The sequence below is a fragment of the Streptomyces sp. NBC_01445 genome (assembly GCF_035918235.1).
Lineage (GTDB): Bacteria > Actinomycetota > Actinomycetes > Streptomycetales > Streptomycetaceae > Streptomyces.
In genome coordinates this window covers 4341745-4365814 of record NZ_CP109485.1, presented here as the reverse complement: position 1 = coordinate 4365814, position 24070 = coordinate 4341745, and the positions used below count along the sequence as shown (strand labels likewise).

Annotated in this window: 24 protein-coding genes; 13 read left to right on the top strand and 11 right to left on the bottom strand. The window is 69.5% G+C overall.

Features of this window, described 5'->3' with window-relative positions; genetic code table 11:
• Positions 1-116: 116 nt before the first annotated feature.
• The 5 genes from OG574_RS19730 to OG574_RS19710 all read left to right on the top strand — a co-directional run bounded on the left by OG574_RS19730 (position 117) and on the right by OG574_RS19710 (position 3241).
• Entirely contained in the window at positions 117-980 is an 864-nt protein-coding gene (locus OG574_RS19730; protein ID WP_326774304.1) for a hypothetical protein, read from the top strand.
• Positions 981-1151: 171 nt separating this feature from the next.
• Complete coding sequence (locus OG574_RS19725; RefSeq protein WP_227300544.1) at positions 1152-1349, top strand: hypothetical protein; 198 nt, start codon at positions 1152-1154, stop codon at positions 1347-1349.
• The gene (locus OG574_RS19720) at positions 1346-1954 is read left to right on the top strand and encodes a pilus assembly protein TadG-related protein (protein WP_326778544.1); all 609 of its coding nucleotides are present in this window, start codon (positions 1346-1348) and stop codon (positions 1952-1954) included. The genes OG574_RS19725 and OG574_RS19720 overlap by 4 nt, the downstream gene beginning before the upstream one ends.
• 26 nt (positions 1955-1980) lie before the next feature.
• Complete coding sequence (locus OG574_RS19715; RefSeq protein WP_326774303.1) at positions 1981-2571, top strand: hypothetical protein; 591 nt, start codon at positions 1981-1983, stop codon at positions 2569-2571.
• Positions 2572-2575: 4 nt separating this feature from the next.
• Positions 2576-3241: an OmpA family protein gene (locus OG574_RS19710; RefSeq protein ID WP_326774302.1), complete on the top strand. Its 666-nt coding sequence runs from the start codon at positions 2576-2578 to the stop codon at positions 3239-3241.
• A 22-nt stretch (positions 3242-3263) separates the two neighbouring features.
• Here the strand turns inward: OG574_RS19710 and OG574_RS19705 are convergent, their stop codons facing one another.
• Positions 3264-4691, bottom strand: coding sequence for a cytochrome P450 (locus tag OG574_RS19705; RefSeq protein WP_326774301.1), 1428 nt, complete (start codon positions 4689-4691; stop codon positions 3264-3266).
• Positions 4692-4899: 208 nt separating this feature from the next.
• Positions 4900-5406 (bottom strand): DinB family protein, encoded by a 507-nt coding sequence (locus tag OG574_RS19700; RefSeq protein ID WP_326774300.1) that lies wholly within the window; start codon positions 5404-5406, stop codon positions 4900-4902.
• A 112-nt stretch (positions 5407-5518) separates the two neighbouring features.
• On the opposite strand from OG574_RS19700, the gene OG574_RS19695 reads away from it, so the two are divergent.
• A complete protein-coding gene (locus tag OG574_RS19695; protein WP_326774299.1) occupies positions 5519-6307 on the top strand; it encodes a class I SAM-dependent methyltransferase in 789 nt (262 codons plus the stop codon).
• A gap of 303 nt (positions 6308-6610) precedes the next feature.
• On the opposite strand, the gene OG574_RS19690 is transcribed toward OG574_RS19695, so the two are convergent.
• Positions 6611-6946: a DUF192 domain-containing protein gene (locus OG574_RS19690; protein WP_100598190.1), complete on the bottom strand. Its 336-nt coding sequence runs from the start codon at positions 6944-6946 to the stop codon at positions 6611-6613.
• A gap of 335 nt (positions 6947-7281) precedes the next feature.
• Between OG574_RS19690 and OG574_RS19685 the strand changes: the two genes are divergently transcribed.
• A complete protein-coding gene (locus tag OG574_RS19685) occupies positions 7282-7800 on the top strand; it encodes a hypothetical protein (RefSeq protein WP_326774298.1) in 519 nt (172 codons plus the stop codon).
• Positions 7801-7904: 104 nt separating this feature from the next.
• Here OG574_RS19685 and mgrA read toward each other — a convergent pair whose 3' ends face one another.
• Positions 7905-8945 (bottom strand): L-glyceraldehyde 3-phosphate reductase, encoded by a 1041-nt coding sequence (gene mgrA / locus OG574_RS19680; RefSeq protein WP_100598188.1) that lies wholly within the window; start codon positions 8943-8945, stop codon positions 7905-7907.
• A gap of 133 nt (positions 8946-9078) precedes the next feature.
• Between mgrA and OG574_RS19675 the strand changes: the two genes are divergently transcribed.
• From OG574_RS19675 to OG574_RS19660, 4 genes are all read left to right on the top strand, one after another.
• Positions 9079-9840, top strand: a complete 762-nt coding sequence (locus OG574_RS19675) for an isoprenyl transferase (RefSeq protein ID WP_100598187.1) — start codon at positions 9079-9081, stop codon at positions 9838-9840.
• Positions 9841-10160: 320 nt separating this feature from the next.
• Entirely contained in the window at positions 10161-11480 is a 1320-nt protein-coding gene (locus tag OG574_RS19670; protein WP_100598186.1) for a PhoH family protein, read from the top strand.
• Positions 11481-11889: 409 nt separating this feature from the next.
• Positions 11890-12621 carry a lytic transglycosylase domain-containing protein gene (locus tag OG574_RS19665; RefSeq protein WP_326774297.1) on the top strand — a complete coding sequence of 244 codons (732 nt, stop codon included), beginning with the start codon at positions 11890-11892 and terminating at the stop codon, positions 12619-12621.
• Between the two features lie 147 nt (positions 12622-12768).
• Positions 12769-14172, top strand: coding sequence for an AI-2E family transporter (locus OG574_RS19660; RefSeq protein WP_326774296.1), 1404 nt, complete (start codon positions 12769-12771; stop codon positions 14170-14172).
• A gap of 140 nt (positions 14173-14312) precedes the next feature.
• On the opposite strand, the gene OG574_RS19655 is transcribed toward OG574_RS19660, so the two are convergent.
• Both OG574_RS19655 and OG574_RS19650 read right to left on the bottom strand, forming a co-directional pair.
• Entirely contained in the window at positions 14313-14843 is a 531-nt protein-coding gene (locus OG574_RS19655; protein WP_100598183.1) for an alkyl hydroperoxide reductase, read from the bottom strand.
• Positions 14844-14849: 6 nt separating this feature from the next.
• A complete protein-coding gene (locus OG574_RS19650) occupies positions 14850-15404 on the bottom strand; it encodes a peroxiredoxin (protein WP_100598182.1) in 555 nt (184 codons plus the stop codon).
• 160 nt (positions 15405-15564) lie between these two features.
• Between OG574_RS19650 and OG574_RS19645 the strand changes: the two genes are divergently transcribed.
• A complete protein-coding gene (locus OG574_RS19645) occupies positions 15565-16500 on the top strand; it encodes a LysR substrate-binding domain-containing protein (RefSeq protein ID WP_383096343.1) in 936 nt (311 codons plus the stop codon).
• Between the two features lie 40 nt (positions 16501-16540).
• Here the strand turns inward: OG574_RS19645 and OG574_RS19640 are convergent, their stop codons facing one another.
• The 5 genes from OG574_RS19640 to OG574_RS19620 all read right to left on the bottom strand — a co-directional run bounded on the left by OG574_RS19640 (position 16541) and on the right by OG574_RS19620 (position 21480).
• Entirely contained in the window at positions 16541-18946 is a 2406-nt protein-coding gene (locus tag OG574_RS19640; protein ID WP_326774295.1) for an FtsX-like permease family protein, read from the bottom strand.
• Positions 18943-19629, bottom strand: coding sequence for an ABC transporter ATP-binding protein (locus OG574_RS19635; protein ID WP_326774294.1), 687 nt, complete (start codon positions 19627-19629; stop codon positions 18943-18945). Before OG574_RS19635 ends, OG574_RS19640 begins: the two co-directional genes overlap by 4 nt.
• Positions 19626-20153, bottom strand: coding sequence for a PadR family transcriptional regulator (locus OG574_RS19630; protein WP_100598178.1), 528 nt, complete (start codon positions 20151-20153; stop codon positions 19626-19628). Before OG574_RS19630 ends, OG574_RS19635 begins: the two co-directional genes overlap by 4 nt.
• 113 nt (positions 20154-20266) lie before the next feature.
• On the bottom strand, positions 20267-20539 hold the full coding sequence (locus OG574_RS19625; protein WP_326774293.1) for a hypothetical protein: 273 nt from the start codon (positions 20537-20539) through the stop codon (positions 20267-20269).
• Positions 20536-21480, bottom strand: a complete 945-nt coding sequence (locus OG574_RS19620) for an SPFH domain-containing protein (protein WP_326774292.1) — start codon at positions 21478-21480, stop codon at positions 20536-20538. Before OG574_RS19620 ends, OG574_RS19625 begins: the two co-directional genes overlap by 4 nt.
• A gap of 269 nt (positions 21481-21749) precedes the next feature.
• Here OG574_RS19620 and OG574_RS19615 point away from each other — a divergent pair, with 269 nt between their 5' ends.
• Positions 21750-24026 carry a transglycosylase domain-containing protein gene (locus tag OG574_RS19615; RefSeq protein ID WP_326774291.1) on the top strand — a complete coding sequence of 759 codons (2277 nt, stop codon included), beginning with the start codon at positions 21750-21752 and terminating at the stop codon, positions 24024-24026.
• Positions 24027-24070: the final 44 nt, after the last annotated feature.

The following is a 24070-nucleotide window of genomic DNA, read 5'->3' as shown; positions in this document are numbered from 1 at the left end:
TGAAGCAGCGATGGTGAACGGCTGCTGTGTGGCGCATCGACTGGCTACAGTGACCGGAGCGTTTAGTTGGCACTTGCGAATGGTGCACCGGTCTCCGGGGGGAGGTGACGACGTCGATGGACGGCCTGCCGATCGGGTGGACGAAGAGCACGATGCGGGGAGTCCGCGTATCGCTCACTGCCGGGATCGGGCTTCTCGCACTCAGCGCCTGCGCCGGTCCGATGGCGCCGCAGCAACACCAGGCGGAGAGCATGCCCATCCCGGGCAATGTGCCCAAGGGGCCGCGGTTCGCGACGGCGGGCGATCTCGTAACCGCGATGGAAAAGGCCGGCCTCGACTGCGAGACCGTACGCAGCCGGGACTACGACGGCAGCTCCACGGCGGACTGCGTCGCGACAGTCGACGGGGTGAAGGTCGAGAACGAGATCTCGGTCTTCGACCCCGACGTCGTGTCCGAGACGGAGATCGGTACGTCGATCGAGTCCCGGCGCACGGGCGCGTACGCGCAGACACTGGTCGCGGCCGGGAACTGGTACATCCGCGTCATGGACCCGCCGTCCGCCCCGGCGGTCGCGAATGCGCTGCACGCGGTGGTCCTGGACGCGAAGGCTAAGGGGGCGAAGACCCCCAAGTACCCACTCCAACGGATCCCTTCCACTCCCACCTACAAGAAGGTGGACGCCCTGGCGGACGACGTGGCCGCCTCCGTGGGCTGCTTCCAACGGGAGACGACGAGCACCGGAAGCATCAAGTGTGAGACCGGGAAGCCGGGTTCGGACTCCACCAACTGCGCCGTCCTGACCCTGCACCCCACCCACGCCCGCCGCGATGCCGCCCTGCGCGAGGCGATCAAGTACCGCGGTGTCCCCGCCGAGCTGGTCACCGCGGGCAACTGGACCGTCAACCTCTGCGACACCACCCTCGGCGCGAAGGTCGCCCGCGATCTGGGTGGGGTCGTGGTGGCGTACGACGGGCGGTGAGGGGCATGACAGGAAGCGACCAACTTCCGGTCAAGCGTGCGCCGTTAATGTGCGAAACACGGCACAGAGGGTTGCAGTTCCCGTACGTTGCGTATGGTGCCCGGGAGGTTCGGGGCGGCGAAGTCGTGCGGGAACGAAGGGGAAACCGTGCTGAAGGAACGCGTACTCGGGGTGTGGGTGAAGTGGACCGTGACGGTGGGGGACCGCGTCCGCGGGAGAGAACGGGATTCCGGGGCGGGGTTCGTGGAGTATGCGGGGCTGATGATTTTGATTGCCGGGATCTTTACGTTGATCGACCAGTTGGGACTGGACGGGTTGATCTCCGGTGCGATCGGAGACGCGGTCGACCGGGTAATCGGCGGCGGCTGACCATCGCGCGGCTCTCCGGTGATCGCGGTCAGACCCTTCCCATCTATATCTGGCTCACGGCGATCCTGCTCTTCGCCGCCTTCGCGTTCTTCGCATTCGCCCAGGCAGCCTCCGCGCGCAATGGCGCCCAATCGGCCGCGGATGCCGCTGCTTTGGCGGCTGCCCAGGACTCGAGGGACGAATTGATGACCGGATTGGGGAAGGCCATCGGCGCGGGGGACGACTGGCTGGACTGGCTCGCGGGTGACAAGTTCACCGGGGACGGGGCCAGGGGCGCGGCGGACAACCTGGCTGCCGGCAACGATGCCCGCGTCGTCGGATTCGGACCGTCCGAGGTGAACGGCTATCCGGGCTATTGGGCGAAAGTGCAGTCCAATGGCACGGTCGGCGATTCCGTCATTCCCGGCACGGAGTCGAAGCACGCGACGGCCGAGGCCACTGCTGTCATCGAACCGCGCTGCGACGTGGCTCCGTCCGCCGATCCGGCAAAGGTCGTGGAATTCGACTGCGACGGTGGCGATTCCTTCGATTTTGACCCGGATGACTTCGAGGCAGGCGATCTGCCCGATCCCTCCGTTCTCTTCTCCGTACACCTGGCCGACTGACACATCACGAGAGGGAAGTCGCGGCAATGAATCTTCGGCGCACCATGACGACCCGCCGGGCACTGGCTGCGGTGGCGATCACTTCAGGGCTGGTCCTTACGGTGGCCGGCTGCGGCGGCAGTGACGACAACGGTGGTCCCAAGGCCGAATCCTCGTCGTCCGCCCCCGCGGGGAAGGGGAGTGACGACAAGCAGGACGCGTCGCCGACCCCGTCCACGGACAAAGTCCTGGCGGAGAGCAAGGACGGCGACGTCTCTGTCGCGATCAATTCCGCGACACGCGACCAAGGCGGGTTTGTGACTGTCTCGGGAACCGTGCGCAACGACGGATCCAGGTCATGGCTCGGAGCCGATTGGCAGAGCGACGAACGCGAACTCGCGGCCAATGGAGGTTCGTTGTCCGGCGCGAGCCTCGTGGACGAGCAGGGCAAGAAGAAGTACCTCGTCCTGCGGGACACCAACGGCCGCTGCCTCTGCACGAAATTCAGCCGGCTCAGGTCCGGGGAGAGCGCCACGTGGTTCGCCCAGTTCCCCGCGCCTCCGGAAGGCACTACAAAGGTGAGCTTCCAAGTCGGCGCCATGCCCCCCGCCCCCGTAGAAATCTCCGAGGGCGAGTAACCCCATGCCCCTCACCCGTCGCCTCGCCGCCCTCACCACCGTCGCCCTGATCACCTTCAGCGGAAGCCTCAGCGGCAGCGCCTACGCCGATGATCCGGAGCCGTCAGGCGCTCCGCCGGGGAGTACCACCACCTCCCCGCCCCCGGACGTCGACGCCAACAGCCCCGGGCTGAAGCTCGCCGACGGCGCCACGCTCGCGCCGGCCAAGGTGCTCGACATCAAGTCCGTCGTCGAGGACCTGTCCGGCGACGAGCGGCGCGAGGACACCAACCAGGACGTGAAGTTCGCGCTTCAGGCGGAGGTGCTGTTCCAGAAGGACAGTTCCAAGCTGAATCCGGACGCCAAGTCCCGGATCCAGGCCATCGCAGACGAGATCAAGGCGCAGCACGCCACGAACGTCCGCGTCTTCGGTTTCACGGACGACCTCGGGTCGTACGCGCACGGGCTGACGCTCTCGAAGAAGCGCGCGGAGGCCGTGCACGACGAGCTGGCGGCAGCCCTCGGTTCACAGGATCAGGACGTCACGTTCGCGGTGCGGGGCTACAGCGAGGACTACCCGATCGCCGACAACAACAGCGAAGAGGGCCGCAAGAAGAACCGCCGCGTGGAGGTGACGTTCCCGAAGGGGGCGGCCACGGACTCGGCCGACTCGACCGGCACGGAACAGTGATCCCCCGGCGCCGCGCGCTCCGCTAGCCGAGCCGGACCGGCAGTGTGTCCACCCCGTACACGATCGACAGCTTGCGGAACTCCAGGTCGCGGGGCTCGACGGCGAGCTTCAACTCCGGGAAGCGGCGGACCAGTTGGGGGAAGGCCGCGCGGAGTTCCATCTTGCCGAGTTCGGCGCCGATGCAGCGGTGGATGCCGTAGCCGAACGCGAGGTGGGAGCCGGTGACCTGGCGGGACGGGTCGAAGCGGTCCATGTCCTCGCCGAGGCGCCCGTCGCGGTCCGCCGCGCTGAGGGAGACGAGGACTATGTCGCCGTCGGATATCGGGACTCCGCCGATCTCGACGTCCTCGCGCGCGAAGCGCGGGAACGCGGTCTGGACGACGGTCAGATGGCGCAGCAGCTCGTCGACGAAGGGCGCGGCGACGGCCTCCGGGTCCTCCGCGTCGCGCAGCGCGGCGAAGTGCTCGGGGTTCTGGAGCAGGATGAGCGTGCCGAGCGCCAGCATGCTCGCGGTGGTCTCCAGGCCGCCGGTGAGGACGCCGTCGGCGAGGCCCGTGAGCTCCTCGTCCGTGATGGAGTCGCCGTATTCGCGTACGAGCATGCCGAGGAGGCCGTCGCCGGGGTTGCGGCGCTGCTCGGCGACGATCCCGCGCAGGTAGTCGAGGGACTGCGACACGGCACTGAACGACGCGCCCGCGCCGCCGAACACGTCGAAGCGGGCCACGGAGAACTGCTGGAAGTCGTCCCGGTCCTCATAGGGGACGCCGAGCAGTTCGCAGATCACCAGCGCGGGCACCGGCATCGCGAAGTGCTCGACGAGGTCCACGGCGCCGTCGCCGCCCGCCGCCTTCGCGAGGTCGGCGAGGCGCTCCTCGACGATGGCGTGGATACGGGGCGTGAGCCGGGAGAGCCGGCGCATCGTGAACTCCGGCGTCAGCATCTTCCGCAGCCGGGTGTGGTCCGGCGGGTCGGTGAAGCCGAGCCCGCCCGGGTTCTGGTCGTCGGTGACGCCGGTGTTGCCGACCAGGTTCCGGAAGTCGTTGCTGAACGCGGACCCGTGGCCCAGTACGGCCTTCGCCTCGTCGTAGCCGGTGACCAGCCAGACCGTCATGCCGGGGATGGGCAGCCTGCTGACCGGCTCCCGGTCACGCAGCTCGCCGATCTCGGCCACCGGGTCGAGGCCGTCACGGCGCAGCGGAAGGAGCGCGGCGTCGGGCAGCTTCGAGAGGACGGACAGGTCGAGGCCGCCCTTCTTCCGGAGCCGGGCGAAGTAGAGGCGGGTGAGCCAGGCCGCTATCGAGGATCGTGCGGAACGGGCCGCTGTTGAGGATCGTGCGGAACGGGCCGCTATCGCCGAGCGTGCGGAACGAGCCGCTTCCGCTGGGCGTGCGGAACGAGCCGCTATCGCTGAACGGGCGGAACGAACGGAGCGAATGGAACGATCGGACATGTGCTCGCATTTCGGCGCGGGACGGACGGTGCCGTTACCTGTGTCGGGCAGCGGTGCCCGGAGCGGATCCGCCCAGGGTACGTGGAGAACCCCCGTAGGCCGAGGCAGGGGCGGGCGGTTACCGTCCCCCGCCCCACTACAGCGGATCGGTCTGGGAACCGTGCGGGAGTTCGGTGAGAGACAGGTGAGGAAGGGGAGACCGGAGCGATCACGCCCGCGACGTCCCTTGGTGGTCACCGGCCGCGCCGTCGATCAGTTCCCGCAGGATGTCGATGTGGCCCGCGTGCCGGGCCGTCTCCTCCAGCATGTGGATGAGCACCCACCGCATCGACACCTTCTTGCCGTCCCACGACGTGCCGGTCTCCTCGAGCCCGACCTCGGCGATCACGGCGTCGGACGCGGCCCGCGCCCGGCCGTAGAACGCGGCGATGCGCTCCGTGGACTCCTCGGGGCCCACCCGCAGGTCCTCGTCCGTCTCCGGGTCGAACCACAGCGGCTCCACCGGCCGCCCGAACGTCTCGCAGAACCAGCCGTACTCGACCGACGCCAGATGCTTGACCAGGCCGAGGAGGCTGTTCCCCGAAGGCGCCATCGGCCGCCGTACCTGCTCCTCGTCGAGGCCCTGCAGCTTCCAGAGCACGACGTCGCGGTGCCGGTCGAGCGCTGCCAGCAGACTTTCCTTCTCGCCCCCGGTGTAGGGCACGTGGATTCCCATGCCGGGGAACGTAGCAGCGCCCGCCGACAACGCCCCCTCCCGTGAAGGATGGACGGCCCGGGCGGCACAAAACCATGTGCCGTCGCGGCAACGCCGCTGCGAACATGGCCCCATGAGCACACCCCCCACCCCCGCCGGCCGCCCCTTCGACGAGCTCGTCGCGGAGGCGGCCGCCGCCCCCGTGGAGGGCTGGGACTTCTCCTGGTTCGAGGGCCGGGCCACCGAGGAGCGGCCCTCCTGGGGTTACGCGCGTGCCATGGGTGAGCGCATGGGCCGCGCGTCGGCCGGGCTCGACCTCCAGACCGGCGGCGGCGAGGTCCTCGCCTCCGCCCCGAAGCTGCCCCCGCTGATCGCCGCCACCGAGGGCTGGCCGCCCAACGTCGCCAAGGCCTCGGCGCTGCTCGCCCCGCGCGGCGTCGTGGTCGTCGCCTCGCCGGAAGAGGCGCCGCTGCCGTTCGCCGACGGCACGTTCGATCTGGTGACCAGCCGCCACCCCGTGAAGGCCCCGTTCGCCGAGATCGCCCGGGTGCTGATGCCCGGCGGTACGTACTTCGCGCAGCACGTCGGCCCGAGCAGCGTCTTCGAGGTCGTCGAGTACTTCCTCGGCCCGCAGCCGGAGGAGGTCAGGAACGGCCGCGACCCGGAGGGCGAGCGCGCCGAGGCCGAAGCGGCCGGACTCGAAGTCGTCGACCTGCGCGCCGAGCGCCTGCGCATCGAGTTCTTCGACATCGGTGCCGTCGTGCACTTCCTGCGCAAGGTGATCTGGATGGTTCCGGGCTTCACCGTCGAGGCGTACCGGCCGCTCCTCCTTGAGCTGCATGAACGGCTCGAGAAAGAAGGGCCGTTCGTCGCCCACAGCACCCGCCACCTCATCGAGGCCCGCAAGCCGATCGCCGGGTGATTCACGGCAATTGGCCCCCAAGCGGGAGGAGTTCGCGGGGCCTTTTCCGGAGGCCCACCCTCCAACCGATTCTGCATCGTTACCGACAAGGGCTCGCTACACGTGTCACCGTCACGTAGGTTCAGACCAAGGCAATTCGCGTGAGCAAAGCTGCGCGGCGGCACCGTGCAGTGGAGGGGGCTGCGCGGTGCCGCGTGCCTCCCCCTCCTCGTCCACGGCCACCGGGCCCTCGCGCGACACGCGGTACGTGACAAGCAGTACGTGACAAGCGGTACGCGACGGGTCGTCACCGCCCCAGGGTCGTCACCGCCCCAGCACCGTCACCCGCACCCCCCGCCGCACCCCCCACCGGGCCATAGCCCCCGCCTCCGACTCCAGGACGCGCCGGGCGCGCAACCGGGGGAGTCCGATCCGGCCCGGCCGCATCGTCCGCACGGCGAGCACCGTGCCACGCCGGTCCAAATACGCCACATCTATGACGAAGCGCATCCCCAGGGTGTGCACGCTCGACGACGACGTCAGCAGGAGCGCGCCGTTCACCCCGTCCCGGCCGAGCAGCCCGCGTCGCCGCGCCCGCCCCGACTCCGCGATTTCCAGCGGCAGTTCGGCCTCGAGTCCCGGCACGGTGAAGGTCGCCATGGGTGCGCAGCCAACCTCCGGTCGGCTCGGGCGTCAAGCGCGCGTTCGTCGCACGACTAACCCTTCAGGGGGACGCCGCGCGCGGGCCGCAAGCCGGGAAAACCGTTGCGAAACCCCGCCCGAAGCGGCCGGAAACATACCTCCAGCCGTCGTCGGGCGACTTCGGAGAGTAGTTGTGGCACGCCGATGCACCCACCATCACTTACGAAGGGTTATGGTGGAAACCCCCCCTCGGGCCGGTCCGTCTCCCCCCCACGGACCGGCCCGTTTTTTGTCTCCGGCCGGCCGCGCGCGTGCGCCCCCCGGGTCACGGCGCCGGGATTAGAGTCCGCGGCATGCCGAACGACCATCCGCACCAGGCGCCGCCCACCGCTCCCGGTCCGTACGGCGGCCCGGGTCAGCACGGCGCTCCCGTCCCCTACATCCCCGGCCCCTACAACGCGCCCGGGTCGTACGGGGAGAACCCGCAGTTCGCCCCCGCGCCGCCCCTGAGCATGCCGCCCTCGCTCCGTGCCGCCCGGACGACCACGTTTGTGATGGTCGGCCTCGCCCTCCTCGCCTCCGTCGCCGTAGGCGTGACGGAGGGGGCGCGGGGCGCCGGCGCCGCGTTCGGCGGGAACATCTTCGGCGTCGCGCTGCTGGTCCTCGCCTGCTTCTACGGGCGGGCGGGACGTGGGCTGCGCGTCACGTCGATCGTCATCGCGAGCGTGCAGATCCTGCTCGGCCTGAGCGCAACGCTGCGCGGCAACATCGGTGGGCCCATCGCGCTGATCGGGGCGGTCGTCATGGTCGTCCTGCTCAGCCGGGCGAGCACGGGCGCATGGTTCCGCAGGCCGCGTACCCCCGGCGCCTAGGGCCTCTCGTTCGGATCAGGCAGCCGGATCCAAACGAAAGACCCTAGGGAGTGTCCTGGTGCGAGGGCCGCGGCCCTCGCGCGGAACGGACGGAGCGGGAGGGGTCAGCTCCGCCCGGCCCAGATGTTCGTGCCCGGGGTCGACACCGCGAACGAGTCGATTTCGGACAGCTCTTCTTCGGTGAGCTTCGGGCCCGCCAGAGCCGCCACGTTCTCCTCCAGCTGCCGGACGCTGGAGGCGCCGATCAGGGCCGACGTCATCCGCTCGTCCCGCAGCACCCAGTTGAGCGCGAGCTGCGCGAGGGACTGGCCGCGGCGCTGGGCGATGTCGTTGAGCCCGTTCAGCCGGCGGATCACCTCGGAGTCGCCCGCGAGGCCCGGGTCGAGGGACTTGCCCTGCGTGGCGCGCGACCCCTCCGGGATGCCCTTCAGGTACTTGTCCGTGAGCAGGCCCTGCGCGAGCGGCACGAAGGAGATGCAGCCCATACCGGCCGTCTCCAGCGTGTCCAGCAGGCCGTCGTCCTCGGTCCAGCGGTTGATCATCGAGTACGAGGGCTGGTGGATGAGCGCCGGGACGCCCATCTCCTTCAGCAGGCGCGCCGCCTCGGCGGTCTGCTCGCTGTTGTACGAGGACACACCCACGTACAGCGCCTTGCCCTGCTGCACGGCGGACGCGAGCGCGCCCATCGTCTCCTCGAGCGGGGTGTCCGGGTCGAAGCGGTGCGAGTAGAAGATGTCGACGTAGTCGAGGCCCATCCGGGACAGGGACGCGTCGAGGGACGACAGCAGGTACTTGCGGCTGCCCCACTCCCCGTACGGACCCGGGTGCATGAGATAGCCCGCCTTGGTCGAAATGACCAGCTCGTCCCGGTACGGGGCGAAGTCCTGGGCGAACATCTTGCCGAAGTTCAGCTCGGCGGAGCCGGGGGGCGGCCCGTAGTTGTTCGCCAGGTCGAAGTGGGTGACACCGATGTCAAAAGCGCGGCGGAGGATCTCCCGCTGCGAGTCCAGTGTGCGGTCGTCACCGAAGTTGTGCCACAGGCCGAGCGAGATCGCGGGCAGCTTGAGACCGCTGCGGCCGGTGCGCCGGTACTCCATCGAGTCGTAGCGGTCCGCGGCGGCGCGGTACGAAGACATGTCGTTCATGGGTACGAAGCTACGTCAGAGCACCGACAGCCCACAGCACCGGAGCACAGACAGCCCCACAGTGAGGATGGCGCCCAGCAGCGGTAGGCTTCGCCCTCGGGGACTGCCGTCTGCACGGAGGGGCTGAAAGACAGTGAACCTGCGCGACCTGGTGTACGGACTTTACGCACGCCGGGTGGAAGGCCGTCTCGACCACGATCAGGTGCCCAAACACATCGGGGTCATCCTCGACGGGAACAGGCGCTGGGCGAAGGCCTCCGGTGGCACTGCGGCGCAGGGCCACCAGGCCGGTGCGTACAAGATCGAGGAGTTCCTCGGCTGGTGTGCCGAGACGGACGTCGAGGTCGTCACCCTCTGGATGCTGTCGACGGACAACTTCGACCGTCCCGAGGAGGAGCTGAGGCCGCTCCTCGGCATCATCGAGGAGACCGTCCGCAGCCTCGCCGTCGACGGCCGCTGGCGCGTCCACCACGTCGGCACCCTCGACCTTCTCCCGGCCCGCACCCAGACCGTCCTCAAGGAGGCCGAGCAGGCCACCGCGGACAACGCGGGGATACTCGTGAACGTCGCGGTCGGCTACGGCGGCCGCCAGGAGATCGCCGACGCGGTGCGCTCCCTGCTGCTCGACCACGCGGACAAGGGCACCAGCCTCGAGGAGATCGCCGAGAGCGTCGACATCGACCAGATCTCGAAGCACCTCTACACCAGCGGGCAGCCCGACCCGGACCTCGTCATCCGCACGAGCGGCGAGCAGCGCCTGTCCGGATTCATGCTGTGGCAGTCGGCCCACTCCGAGTACTACTTCTGCGAAGTTTTCTGGCCCGCCTTCCGCAAGGTGGACTTCCTGCGCGCCCTGCGCGACTACGCCGCCCGCCACCGGCGTTACGGCGGCTGACCCCGGGGACGTACGTCACCAGGAGTTAACGCGCGCGCCGTCATATGCCGTGGCATGGCCGCGCGTGTTCGAGGGAATAAGCCTTCCAGGTCGATGTCCGATTCACGGACGTCGAGTCTCAGCGGACGGCACGGGGCTGTCCGCCCGGGAGGCCCTTTGCGCCAGGACGACCACGCGGGGAGCACATGCTCCGCTGGAGAAGCTGGGGGCCGGTCCACGGCCCGTGCATCGCGGCCGTCGACCGGCGGGTACGACCCGCCCCGCCCGGCCCTGGATCCCTCTGTCGCTCCCCGACCTCATCCGAGGGGGTACGTCCTTCCGTGGTGACCAGCAACAAGCGCCAGCCTGACCGGCGCACTTATGTTCTCGACACCAGCGTCCTGCTGGCCGACCCGAACGCCCTGACCAGGTTCGACGAGCACGAAGTGGTGCTCCCGATCGTCGTGGTCACGGAACTGGAGGCCAAGCGGCACCATCCGGAGCTCGGATACTTCGCCCGGCAGGCCCTGCGCCTGCTCGACGACTTCCGTATCCGCCACGGACGCCTGGACGCCCCGATCCCCATCGGCGATCTGGGCGGGACCCTGCGCGTCGAGCTCAACCACTCGGATCCGGGCGTTCTCCCGGCGGGCTACCGCCTGGGGGACAACGACTCCCGCATCCTCGCCGTCGCCCGCAACCTCCAGGCCGAGGGGTACGACGTCACCGTCGTCTCCAAGGACCTGCCGCTGCGCATCAAGGCGTCGTCGGTCGGCCTGCTCGCCGAGGAGTACCGCGCCGAGCTCGCCATCACGGACTCCGGCTGGACCGGGATGTCCGAGCTGCGGCTCTCCGGCGAACAGGTGGACCTCCTCTTCGAGGAGGAGAGCCTGTACGTACCGGAGGCGGCGGAGCTGCCCGTCCACACCGGCCTCACCATCCAGTCCGAGCGCGGCAAGGCGCTCGGCAGGATCACGGCCGAGGGCAACGTCCGTCTGGTGCGCGGCGACCGTGAGGCGTTCGGTATCAAGGGACGCAGCGCCGAGCAGCGCATCGCGCTCGATCTGCTCCTCGACCCGGACATCGGGATCCTGTCGATGGGAGGCCGGGCCGGCACCGGCAAGTCGGCGCTCGCGCTGTGCGCGGGCCTGGAAGCGGTGCTCGAACGACGCCAGCACCAGAAGGTGATGGTCTTCCGTCCGCTGTACGCGGTGGGCGGCCAGGAGCTCGGCTATCTGCCCGGCACCGAGGCCGAGAAGATGGGCCCGTGGGCGCAGGCGGTCTTCGACACGCTCGGGTCGGTCGCCGGCAAGGCCGTCATCGAGGAGGTCACCGCGCGCGGCATGCTGGAGGTCCTGCCGCTCACCCACATCCGCGGCCGCTCCCTGCACGACGCGTTCGTGATCGTGGACGAGGCCCAATCCCTCGAACGGAACGTCCTTTTGACCGTTCTGTCGAGGATCGGGGCGAATTCGCGGGTTGTGCTCACGCATGACGTGGCACAGCGCGACAACCTCCGGGTCGGCCGGTACGACGGAGTGGTCGCCGTCGTCGAAAAGCTGAAGGGACACCCGCTGTTCGCGCACGTCACGCTTACGCGGTCGGAGCGTTCGCAGATCGCGGCCCTGGTCACCGAGATGCTGGAGGACGGTCCCCTGTGAGGAGAGAGCGAGCGAAGCGCCCCATCTTGTAGGGGTTACGCGGTAGTTGGCGCCGCCCGGCGAAGCGCAGGAGCTTAGCCGGGCGGCGTTGTGCCGTGCGCTTGTTTCCGCGAAACCGCTGGGGCAAACGAGGTGTGAGCTTTCCCACTTGGATGAGAATTGCCTTGAGGCAACCGCGTCCGGCAGAGTCTCAGTCCTGTCAGGCCCCGCATACGACACTTGTGCATCCACAGCATTACGAGCACCACGGACACCAGAACTTCACAGAGGCCGTCGTATGCCGCCCGTGCACCACGCGGCTCTCCCTTAGCGGGAGTTGCCCACCGGGCCCGTGTCTCCCGTGACCCCGCAGTTGGGAGGCCAGCGCCAGGGGCACGATTGCGTCCGCGAGGGTCACCTACAGCGGGCGATGCTGGAAGGAAACCGTGTGAGCCGGATTTCGGTCCGGGGATTCGCAGTGGCTTCGGCCACCGCGGTCACCACAGTCGGCGCAGTCGTGGGTGTTGCCTCGGGCAGCACCGCTCAGCCCTCCAACAACGAGGCTGAGGCCACGGCGAGCGACGCGACCCTCCTCGCCGACATACCCGCGGGCCAGCAGGCCCAGGTGCAGACCGCCACGCTGACGCAGCAGGCGGAGACGCAGGCCATCGCCGCGGACAACGCCGCTCAGAAGTCGGCGGAGGAAGCAGCCCGTAAGAAGGCCGCCGAGGACGCCGTCGCCAAGCAGCAGGCGGCCGCCGACGCCAAGGAGAAGGCGGAGAAGGAAGCCAAGGAGCGTGAGGAGGCCAAGAAGGTCGCCAGCCGCTCGGCCACCCGCGACGCCTCCAGCTTCGCCACGCAGGCCTCGTACTCGACGTCGCAGATCCAGGCGATGGCGCGTCAGATGGTCCCCTCCGGGCAGTTCCAGTGCTTCAGCAACATCGTGGACCACGAGTCCAGCTGGAACTACCGGGCGACCAACGCCTCCTCCGGCGCCTACGGTCTCTTCCAGGCGCTTCCCGCGTCCAAGTACTCCACCGCGGGCGCCGACTGGCAGACCAACCCGGCCACCCAGATCAAGTGGGGCCTCAACTACATGGACAGCCGCTACGGCAGCCCGTGTGAGGCCTGGAGCTTCTGGCAGGCCAACCACTGGTACTAGAAGCCGGTACAGCTTCATGACGGGCCCGTGGCCCGTCAACCTTCCTGAGCCCCTTGCCGTCCTACGGTGAGGGGCTCAGGGCATGTACGGTCGGAGCCGACGACTCCCGGGGGAGTGGTGAGAGAGCACGGGGGAAGAGGACGGATCATGTCGCGAGTTCCAGGATGGCTCGGCCGGCTCGGCAGTGAGCTCAGCCGGATGGGGGAGCGGTTGGACGAGCGCCGCGCCGAGGCCGAGCGCGACGACCGCGGGGACGACTCCGTTCCGGATGCCGCCACCGGGTCCGCCCCTCAACCCGCCCGTGATGCCGCGCATGCGGCCGCCGAAGTGCCCCAAGTGCCCTTCACCCGGCCGGAGAACGGCGGCGGCGACCACGTACCCCCGCCTCCCGCGTACGCGCCCGCGATAGCGGCCAGGCCCGACCCCGTCGCGGCCGTGCCGTGGGGGATGCGCGTCGCGGCCGAGGCCGGCTGGCGGCTGCTCGTCCTGGCGGGCACCCTCTGGGTCCTGATGAGGGTCATCAGCGCGGTGCAACTGGTGGTGTACGCGTTCGTCGCCGCGATGCTCATCACCGCGCTCCTCCAGCCGACCGTGGCCCGCCTGAGGAGGCACGGTGTGCCGCGGGGCCTGGCCACCGCACTCACCGCGATCCTCGGCTTCGTCATCATGGGACTTGTCGGCTGGTTCGTCGTCTGGCAGGTCCAGGAGAACATCGACAACCTCTCGGACCAGATCCAGGACGGCATCGACGAGCTGCGCAACTGGCTCCTCAACAGCCCGTTCCATGTGACCGAGAGCCAGATCAACGAGATCGCCAAGTCCCTGCGCGACGCGGTCGGCGCCAACACCGACCAGATCACGTCCGCGGGCCTCGAAGGCGTCACCGTCATCGTCGAGGCGCTCACCGGCATCCTGCTCACGATGTTCTCGACGCTGTTCCTGCTCTACGACGGCCGGCGCATCTGGGAGTGGACCACCAGGCTCGTCCCGGCGCAGGCCCGTCCCGGTATCGCCGGTGCGGGGCCACGGGCCTGGCGCACGCTCACCGCGTATGTGCGCGGCACGGTGATAGTCGCGCTCATCGACGCGATCTTCATCGGGCTCGGCATCTTCTTCCTCGGGGTCCCGATGGCGGTGCCGCTCGCCGTCTTCATCTTCCTGTTCGCGTTCATCCCGCTGGTGGGCGCGGTGATTTCGGGAGCGCTCGCGGTGGTGGTGGCCCTGGTGACCCAGGGCGTCTTCACGGCCGTCATGACGCTCGCGGTGGTACTGGCCGTGCAGCAGATCGAGGGCCACATCCTCCAGCCGTTCATCCTGGGCCGGGCCGTGCGGGTGCATCCGCTCGCGGTGGTGCTGTCTGTCGCGGCCGGGGGCCTGGTGAACGGGATCGGCGGTGCCGTGGTGGCGGTGCCGCTCGTGGCCGTGACGAACACGGTCGTCGGCTATCTGCGCTCGTACTCGCGTGAGGCGGCGCTGCGGCAGTCGCCGCCGCCGCACGGGGCGACCGCCGTCGACGTGGCACCGGTCGATCCGACGGCCGGGAAGACCTAGAAGCCGGGATACGCGAGAACGCCGGACACACGGGAACGCCGGATACGCGGGAACGCCGGATACGCGGGAACGCCGGGCGGGCTGAATTTCCTTCAGCCCGCCCGGCGTTCTCGTATGCGCTTACCGAGGTGATCCGTCCGTCAGGACAGGACGTCCTCGGAGTCCAGCGTGACGCCCACGGCCTGGATGACCGCGGCGATCTTGAACGCTTCCTGGATCGTCTCGCGGTCGACGCCGGCCTTGCGCAGCACCTGCTCGTGCGAGTCGAGGCACTGGCCGCAGCCGTTGATCGCGGAGACCGCGAGGGACCACAGCTCGAAGTCGACCTTCTCGACGCCCGGGTTGCCGATGACGTTCATCCGCAGGCCGGCGCGCAGCGTCCCGTACTCCGGGTCGGAGAGCAGGTGGCGCGTGCGGTAGAAGACGTTGTTCATCGCCATGACGGCGGCGGCCGACTTGGCGGCCGTGTACGCCTCCGGCGACAGGTTCGCCTTCGCCTCGGGCTCCAGCTCGCGCAGGACGCGCGGGGAGCGGGACGCGATCGCGCAGGCGAGCACGGTGCCCCACAGCTGCTGCTGCGGCAGGTCCGAGTTGCCGATGACCGAGCCGAGGTTCAGGCGCAGGTCCTTGGCGTAGTCCGGGACGGCGGACTTCAGTTCGTCGAGAGCCATGTCAGATCACTCGCCCGACAGGAGCGCGACCGGGTCGAGGGTGTTCTCGCCCTTGGTCCAGTTGCACGGGCACAGCTCGTCGGTCTGCAGGGCGTCGAGGACCCGCAGGACCTCCTTGGGGTTACGGCCCACGGAACCGGCGGTCACCATCGTGAACTGGATCTCGTTGTTCTGGTCGACGATGAAGACGGCGCGCTGCGCGAAGCCGTCCTCGCCCTCGATGCCGAGGTCGCGCATGAGCTCGTGCTTCGAGTCGGCGAGCATCGGGAAGGGCAGGTCGGTCAGGTCCGGGTGGTCCTTGCGCCAGGCGTGGTGCACGAACTCGGAGTCGCCGGAGAAGCCGAGGATCTGGGCGTCACGGTCGGCGAACTCGTCGTTCAGCTTGCCGAACGCGGCGATCTCGGTCGGGCACACGAAGGTGAAGTCCTTGGGCCACGCGAAGACGATCTTCCACTTGCCCTCGTAGGTCTTGTGGTCGATCTGCTCGAACTCCTTGCCCTTCTCCAGGGAGACACAGGCAGTCAGGTCGAACTGGGGGAACTTGTCACCGACAGTGAGCACGCACTACTCCTTGCAGCATGGAGGGGCCCTTTTTGAGGGCTTTCCAAAGGGGTTGGACTGGGCTCGATCGTGGCACAGGGTGCATTGATTATGGAAATAGCTAGACTCGGTCGTGTTGATCGGACCGAGCTATCAGTAGCCGTAAGTAAGGGGAGTGACCGTGGCCAGCACCAAGCGGCGACAGCCGAGCCTCGCGCAGCTGCGGGCCTTCGCCGCCGTCGCCGAGCATCTGCACTTCCGGGACGCCGCCGCCGCGATCGGCATGAGCCAGCCCGCGCTCTCCGGCGCCGTGTCCGCCTTGGAGGAGTCCCTCGGCGTGACCCTGCTCGAACGCACTACCCGCAAGGTACTGCTCTCGCCCGAGGGTGAGCGGCTCGCGGTGCGCGCGAAGGCCGTGCTCGACGAGGTGGGCGCGCTGATGGAGGAGGCCGAGGCGGTACGGGCGCCGTTCACGGGAGCGCTCCGCCTCGGCGTCATCCCCACCGTCGCGCCCTACCTCCTGCCGGCCGTCCTGCGCCTCGTCCACGAGAAGTACCCGGACCTGGACCTCCAGGTCCACGAGGAGCAGACGTCGTCCCTGCTCGAAGGGCTCGCGGCGGGGAGGCTCGATCTGCTGCTTCTCGCCGTGCCGCTCGGGATGCCCGGCGTCACCGAACTGCCCCTGTTCGACGAGGACTTCGTGCTCGTCACGCCGCTCGACCACTGGCTCGGGGGCCGCGAGGGCATCCCGCGCGAGGCCCTGCGCGAGCTGCGGCTGCTGCTGCTCGACGAGGGGCACTGCCTGCGTGACCAGGCGCTCGACATCTGCCGCGAGGCCGGCCGCGCGGACGCCCCGGTGACCACGACGGCGGCCGGCCTGTCCACGCTGGTCCAGCTGGTCGCGGGCGGGCTCGGCGTGACGCTGCTGCCGCGCACCGCGCTCGCCGTGGAGGCCAGCCGCAGCAGCCAGTTGCTCACCGGGTTCTTCGAGGACCCGGCGCCTACCCGCCGCATCGCCCTCGCCATGCGGACGGGCGCCGCGCGCGGTGCGGAGTACGAGGAGCTGGCCGCGGCCCTGCGCGAGGCGGTGCGGCCGCTGCCGGTACGGGTGCTGTGACCCCAGCTCTTGGGGGCAAGCCCCGTACCGGCAGGGTGTGTCACTCGGTGCGCAGGCCGTCCGGCCGCATCATGCGCCACAGTGGCGGCAGGCTGAGCAGTGTCACCACCGCGACGAGTCCGGCGCCGCCCGCCGTCAGGGGTGCGAACGCCCACCAGTCGGTCACCTGCTTGTCGATCATGCGGGTCATCACGTAGCCCAGGCCGAGCCCGCCCCCGATCGCCAGGCCGAGGCCGAGGGCGACCGGGATCGCCGTCTGCCACAGGACCGACCAGGCCATCGACCGGCGCCGCGTGCCGAACGCGGTCAGGGCCGCCAACAGCCGCTTGCGCTCCCGCAGTTGCTCCAGGGTGGAGACCAGCATGGACGCCGCGATCAGGGCCATGGTCGCGGCCGCGCCGATCTGCAGCCCCCTCGCGATGCTCGCGTACTGCTTGTCGCGGTTGACCGCCTTGATCGACATCACGTCGAGCATCGGATCGATATGGGCCGCGGTGTTGCGCACGTACTCCTCGGCGTCCGGCACCTTCGGGTCGATCTGCACCATGGCGGTGGTCGTGGCCCCGGTCAGCTGCGCGATGTCGATCGCGCCGGGGGTGGCGAGGACGCCGTCGACCTTGTCGCCGGTCGGGCTGGGCCGCGCCTGGACCGTGCGGGCGTCCGCGGGCAGCGTCCACAGGACCTGGCTCGACTTCTTGCCGTCGCCGGGCCCCACGTCGACGGGCTTGCCGGGGCGCGCCGACTGGTCGACCCAGTCGTTCATCTTCCGGTCGCCGGTGTGCGAGACGAACGTGTCGCCGTCGCGGCAGTCGCCGACGCGGGCCAGTTCGCGCAGGGTCGCGCAGGTGCCGATGCTGATCGTCGTCGTGGGCTGGATCTCGCCCTCCGGGACCGGGCCGGGGCGCGTGGCATATGTCGACACGGTGCCGATGACGCTCTTGACGCCCTTCGTGTCACGGAAGTCGTCGATCATCCGCTGCGCGAGCCTGCCGTCGCCGGCCTGGGAGATGACGGTCAGCTGGGCGCGGTGCGGGTCCTGGCCCGTGACCCGGTTGAAGTCGTCGTGCATCGACGCGAACATCATCTGCAGGGCGACCGCGCCGGCCACCGCGATGGTGATGCCGCTGACCGCGCGGGCCGCGGTGCCGCTGCTCAACTGGAGCCGCCGTGTGGCCAGTTGCCACGGCACCGGGCCGCCGCGCAGCCGGGCCACGACCGATTCGAGCAGCCAGGGAAGCAGCGTGCTCAGCCCGACCAGGGCCAGGGTCGCGCCGGTCGCGATGGCATACGCGTTGATGTCCTGGTCGGTACTGCTGACCCGGCCCATGGCCAGGAGGATCCCGATGCCCGCGACGGGCAGGAGCAGCCGCCACCACAGGCGACGCCTGCGCGGCACGCCGCCGCGCACGACACCGAGCGGCTCGATGGCCACCGAGCGCAGCGAGAAGACGGTGACGAGGACCGCCGAGAGCGGCACGGCCACGACGATCAGCGCGGCGAGCACCGGCACCGGCTGCAGGTCGGACGGGAACGCACTGACCCTGTCGAGGTCGACCACGCCGATCAGTTGCCGTATGGCGAGGAAGAACACGGCGCCGACGGCCAGGCCGAGCAGGGCCCCGAACAGCGACTCGCCCGCCGCGATCCGCCGCACCGCCCTGGCGTCCGCGCCGACCAGGCGCAGCGCGGCCAGGCGCCGGTCGCGTCGGTCGCCGCCGAACCGCACCGCCGTACCGATGAAGACGGCCACGGGCGTGAGCAGCACGACGCAGATCAGCACGACGAGCACCATCAGGAGCGCATTCAGCGGCTCCGACAGGTCGGAGCCGAACTTCGCCGCCCGGTAGCCGCCGTCGCGGGTCGTGAGGGTGTCGGATCCCGCGTAGTAGAAGAGCTCCTGCGGGGAGACCAGGCCGGCGTCGGCGATCGTTCCGGTGACGCGGTAGTCGTGGAAGCGCTCCTTGAGGAGCTTCGCGCCGGGGTCGTCGAGGAGGTCGCGCAGCGCGGGCGAGACCACCATCTCGTGGTCGCCGGGCAGCTTGCCGAGGCCGGGCGGCAGGACGGGCCTGCTGCCCTCGGCGCGTACGAACCTGCCCTCCAGCGAGCGGTCGCGGAACGTCGTGAACGTGTCCCGCATGAGCAGGGTCGTGTCGGACCGCTTGATCTTGCCCGCGAGGGTCATCCGGTCCGCGGCCTCGCGCGCGGAGGAGCGCTCGCTGCGGTGGTCGGTCAGATACGGCACCGACGCGGCGCCGAGCAGCAGCGCGACTCCGAGGCCCACGCCGACAGCGGTGAGGATCGTGCGGATCCAGCCCTCGCGCCCGCCGGCGGCCGCGAACCGCATGCCCATGCCCAGGTCGCGGACCCAGGCGCGCACGCCGGTGGGGGCGGAGTCCGACGCCGTGGCCGCAGGCGCGGGCTGCGGCTTGGTGCGCGTCGCGCTCATGCGATGCGCTCCATGTCGCGGGACCTGCCGTCACGGACGATGATCTCGCGGTCCGAGTAGGCGGCGACGCGGGCTTCGTGGGTGACGAGGACGACGGCGGCGTTGGTGGACCGGGCGGCATCGGTGAGCAGCTCCATGACGCGCTCGCCGTTGAGGGAGTCGAGGGCGCCGGTGGGCTCGTCGGCGAACAGGACGCGGGGGCTGGTGGCCAGGGCGCGGGCGACGGCGACGCGCTGGCCCTGGCCGCCGGAGACCTCGCCGGGGCGCTTGGCGGTGAGGTCGTCGACCTCCAGGCGCTCCATCCACGTACGGGCGGTGGCCTCGGCGGCCTTGCGCCTGGCGCCGTTGAGGCGCAGGGGCAGGGCGACGTTTTCCAGGCAGGTGAGTTCGGGGACGAGCTGGCCGAACTGGAAGACGAAGCCGAAGTCGCTGCGGCGCAGGGCGCTGCGTGCGGCGTCGGACATGGTGGCGAGGTTCTGTCCCGCGTAGGTGATGGTGCCTTCGTCGGGCGGGACGATGCCGGCGAGGCAGTGCAGGAGAGTCGACTTGCCGGAGCCGGAAGGGCCCATGACGGCGACGACCTCGCCGGGGTGGACGGAGAACTCGGCGCCGTCGAGCGCCTTGGTGGCGCCGTAGGTCTTGTGGAGACCGTCGGCGGTCAGGAGGGAGCCGGCGGGGGTCATGGCTTGCGCACCTCCGCGGCGAGCTTGTCCAGGCGTGCGGCGGTGAGTTCGAGCCACCGCAGGTCCGCTTCGAGGTGGAAGAGGGCGTGGTCGCAGATCAGCTGGTCGGCGAGGTCGCCCTTGCGCTTGCGGTCGGTGAGGATGCGCATCATGCGCAGGTGCTCCGCGCGCTGGGCGTCCAGGACCGTGACGGCGTCGCGCTCGGTGAGCAGCGCCAGGACGACCTTGGTGTAGAGGACGGACTGGAGGTAGGGCTCGGGCGCCTCGGGGGTGGCGAGCCAGCGCTGGACATCGGTGATGCCGGCGTCGGTGATGGCGTAGCGCTTGCGTTCCGGGCCGCCGCCGGCCTCGATCCCGTCGACCTCGACCAGGCCGTTCTTCAGGAGCCGGGACATGGTCGAGTAGACCTGTCCGTAGTGCAGCGGCTTGTCGTGCCCGAAGGTGGCGTCGAAAGTGCGCTTGAGGTCGTAGCCGTGTCGTGGCCCGGACTCGAGAAGTCCCAGAAGGGTGTGACCGATGGACATGGCCGTCACTATACACAGCGGGTATACGTAGTGTGTATAGCCGGTCGGGGGTGGGGTTCCAGGAGGACTTCGGGGTAAAGCGTGAACGGCCCGGGGCGCATGCTCCGGACCGTTCACTCCGCCTCGTCGCCCTGCGATCCCTTGGGCGGCCGCCCCCGCCGCGGCAGCGGTCCCGCCGAGCCGGGCAGCCGCCCGGCCTCCGCGAGAGCGCGCCGCAGCAGGAACTCGATCTGCGCGTTCGCCGAGCGCAGGTCGTCCCCGGCCCACCGCGCGAGCGCGTCGTACACGAGCGGGTCGAGCCGCAGCAGTACCTGCTTGCGCTGTGGCCGCGACCGGCGTGCGGGCCCCTCGGGGGGACCCTCGCGCTCCTCTTCCGAGGGGCTCACTGGTAGAGCGTTCCCGTGTTCAGGACCGGCTGGGCCGCGCGGTCGCCGCACAGGACCACGAGCAGATTGCTGACCATGGCCGCCTTGCGCTCCTCGTCGAGCGCCACGAAGTCCTGCTCCGTGATCCGGGCGAGCGCGTCCTCGACCATGCCGACCGCGCCGTCCACGATGAGCCGCCGCGCCGCGACCACGGCGCCCGCCTGCTGGCGCTGGAGCATGGCCGAGGCGATCTCGGGGGCGTACGCGAGGTGCGTGAACCGGGACTCGATGATCTGCACGCCCGCGGTCTCCACGCGCGCGTGGAGCTCGACGGCGAGCTTCTCGGTGATCTCCTCGGCGTTGCCGCGCAGCGAGAGGCCGGCCTCGTCGTGCGCGTCGTAGGGGTACTCGATGGCGATGTGCCGCACGGCGGCCTCGGTCTGCGTGGCGACGAACTCCAGGAAGTTGTCGACCTCGAAGGTGGCCTGCGCGGTGTCCTCGACGCGCCACACGACGACGGCGGCCAGCTCGATCGGGTTGCCGTAGGCGTCGTTGACCTTGAGGACGGCCGTCTCGTGGTTGCGTACGCGGGTCGAGATCTTGGTCCGGGACGTCAGCGGGTTCACCCAGCGCAGGCCGTCCTCGCGGATCGTGCCCCGGTAGCGGCCGAAGAGCTGGACGACGCGGGCCTCGCCCGGCGCCACCATGTTCAGCCCGCACATCGCGAAGAACGCGGCTATCGCGACCACGACGCCGAGGACGATCAGCCCCGCCTTCGCGCCCGCCGACGACAGCGAAGCGCCGGTCGCGATGAGGGCGACGCCCGCGAAGAGGCCGAGCAGGCCGAGCAGCAGGGCGAGCCCGCCGCCGATGCTGTGAGCGACGACCTCCTTGACGCGGGGCTTGGGCATCTCGGGTGCGTCGGCTGTGGTGTCCGTGGCTGTGGTGTCCGTCTCGGACATAAGGGTCCCCGTTCCTGTGAGCTGGCGGTTCTCGCGAACCAGGTCTAGCAAAGTGATATCACTTTACCGTGTGCGGCAACCATCTGCATCTCTCGGTCGTCGGTTCCCATGGGACAGGTGCTGATTGTCACGTCCGGAAATGCCCGGATCGGCATCCTTTTGCCCTTAGGTGCGGTGTTAGCTTCATGAGCTGATTCAGCACCGATGAGTGTGAAGTGCGCAGTGGGCGCGCGGACGTGTCAGCGACTAGAAGCGGAGTAACGGGAGCCATGGGTCGAGCGGACGAGAGACGAGCACGGCAGCGCGGCGGCGCGCGCCGGGCGGCGCGCGGGGGCTCGTCCACCCGGCGGACGGGTATACGCCGCTTCTTCACCTGGAAGAAGATCCTCGGCACACTCTTCGGCCTGTGCCTCCTCTGCATGGGCGCGTTCATCGTGCTGTACATGGTGATCGACGTCCCCGAGGGCAACCCGGACGCGATGCGGCAGAGCAACGTCTACAAGTACAGCGACGGCAAGACCATGGCCCGTGTCGGCCAGGTCAACCGCGAGATCGTCGATCTCTCCGAGGTGCCCACGGGTGTGCAGCACACCTTCGTCGCCGCTGAGAACAAGACGTTCTACAAGGACAAGGGCATCGACCTGAAGGGCACCGCCCGCGGCGTGATCAACACGGTCACCGGCAAGGGCAAGCAGGGTGGTTCGACGATCACCCAGCAGTACGTGAAGAACTACTACCTCACGCAGGACCAGACCGTCACGCGCAAGCTGAAGGAACTGGTCATCTCGCTGAAGGTGGACCGCAAGAAGTCCAAGGAAGACATCCTCGCGGGCTACATCAACACCAGCTTCTACGGCCGCAGTTCGTGGGGCATCCAGGCCGCCGCCCAGGCCTACTACAACGTCGACGCCAAGAAGCTGACCGTCGCGCAGGGCGCGTATCTCGCCGCGCTCCTCCAGGCTCCGAACCAGTACGACTGGGGCATCGCCTCGGACACCGGCAAGAAGCTGGCCGTGGAGCGCTGGAACTACGTCCTGGACAACATGGTCGACATGCACTGGCTCAGCGCGAGCGAGCGCGAGGGCATGACGTTCCCCAAGCCGAAGGCGCCGAAGGCCGCCGCCGGGCTCGAGGGCCAGGAGGGCTACCTCTACACCGCCGCCAAGGCCGAGGTGATGAAGGACCTGAACCTCACCGAGGCGCAGTTCGACGCGGGCGGCTACACGGTCACCCTCAACATCGACCGCAAGAAGCAGAAGCAGCTGGAGAAGTCGGTCAGGCAGCAGTTGACCGACAACCTGAACCCGAAGAGCAAGAAGGCCGACTCCCGGGTGCAGGCCGGTGCCGCCTCGGTCGACCCGAAGACCGGCAAGGTCCTCGCGCTGTACGGCGGTGAAGGGCTCAGCAAGCACTACGTCAACAACGCGACCCGCCCCGACTACCAGCCGGCCTCCACCTTCAAGCCGCTGATCCTCGCGGCCGCCCTGGAGAACAACGCCACGACGCAGACCGGGCAGTCGATCAAGGCGAGCACGATCTACGACGGCACCAACAGGCGGCCGGTCGTCAGCGACGGACAGAAGGTCGGCTTCGCCCCGCCGAACGAGGACGACCACAGCTACGGCCCGGTCACCGTGCAGACCGCCATGAACAAGTCCATCAACTCCGTCTTCGCGCAGATGGGCGTCGACGTCGGTATGGACCAGGTCATGGCGACGGCCAAGAAGCTCGGCATGGACGACGCCGACCTCAAGCCGTACCCGGCGCAGACCCTGGGCACCATGGGCGCGAGCCCGATGGAGATGGCCGGTGTCTACGCGACGCTCGACAACCACGGCAAGCAGGTCACTCCGCAGATCGTGAAGTCCGTTTCCAAGCAGGGCCAGGACGTCCCGCTGCCGGACGCGATCGGCAACCAGGTGATCAGCCGCGGCGCCGCGGACTCGGTCACCTCCGTCCTGACCGGCGTGGTCGACGACGGTACGGCGAAGACCTCGGTGCGTGACAACCCGGCCCGCGACGGCCAGAAGGTGGCGGGCAAGACCGGTACCTCCGACGACAACAAGTCGGCCTGGTTCACCGGCTACACGCCGGATCTGGTCACCTCGGTGGGCCTGTTCGGCGAGGGCGCGCTGAAGACCTCGGAGGCGGGCGCGCACGTCTCGATGAAGGGCGCCGGCGGTCTGCCCCGCGTCGACGGCGGCAGCTTCCCGGCGCGCATCTGGGCCCAGTACACCTTCAACTCGACCAGCCCCACGGCCGAGTTCGACCTCGACACGGACATGGGCGCGGCCGTCGAGGTGCCGTCCACCCCGCAGGACACCCCGAGTGCCCCCGAGTCCACCCCGGAGAACACCCCGAGCACCCCGGAGTCCACTCCGCCGACGACGCCGAGCACCCCGGAGTCGAGCCCGGAGACCACCCCGCCGACCGACGAGCCGTCAGGCGGCGTCACGCCCCCGACGGACCCCTCGTCGCCGACGATCGGAGTCCCGGAGAACCCGGACGACTCGGGCAGCAACAGACCACGCGGCCTCACCGGCTGACAGTGACGCACGCGAGTGGGCCCGGAACCGTACGGTTCCGGGCC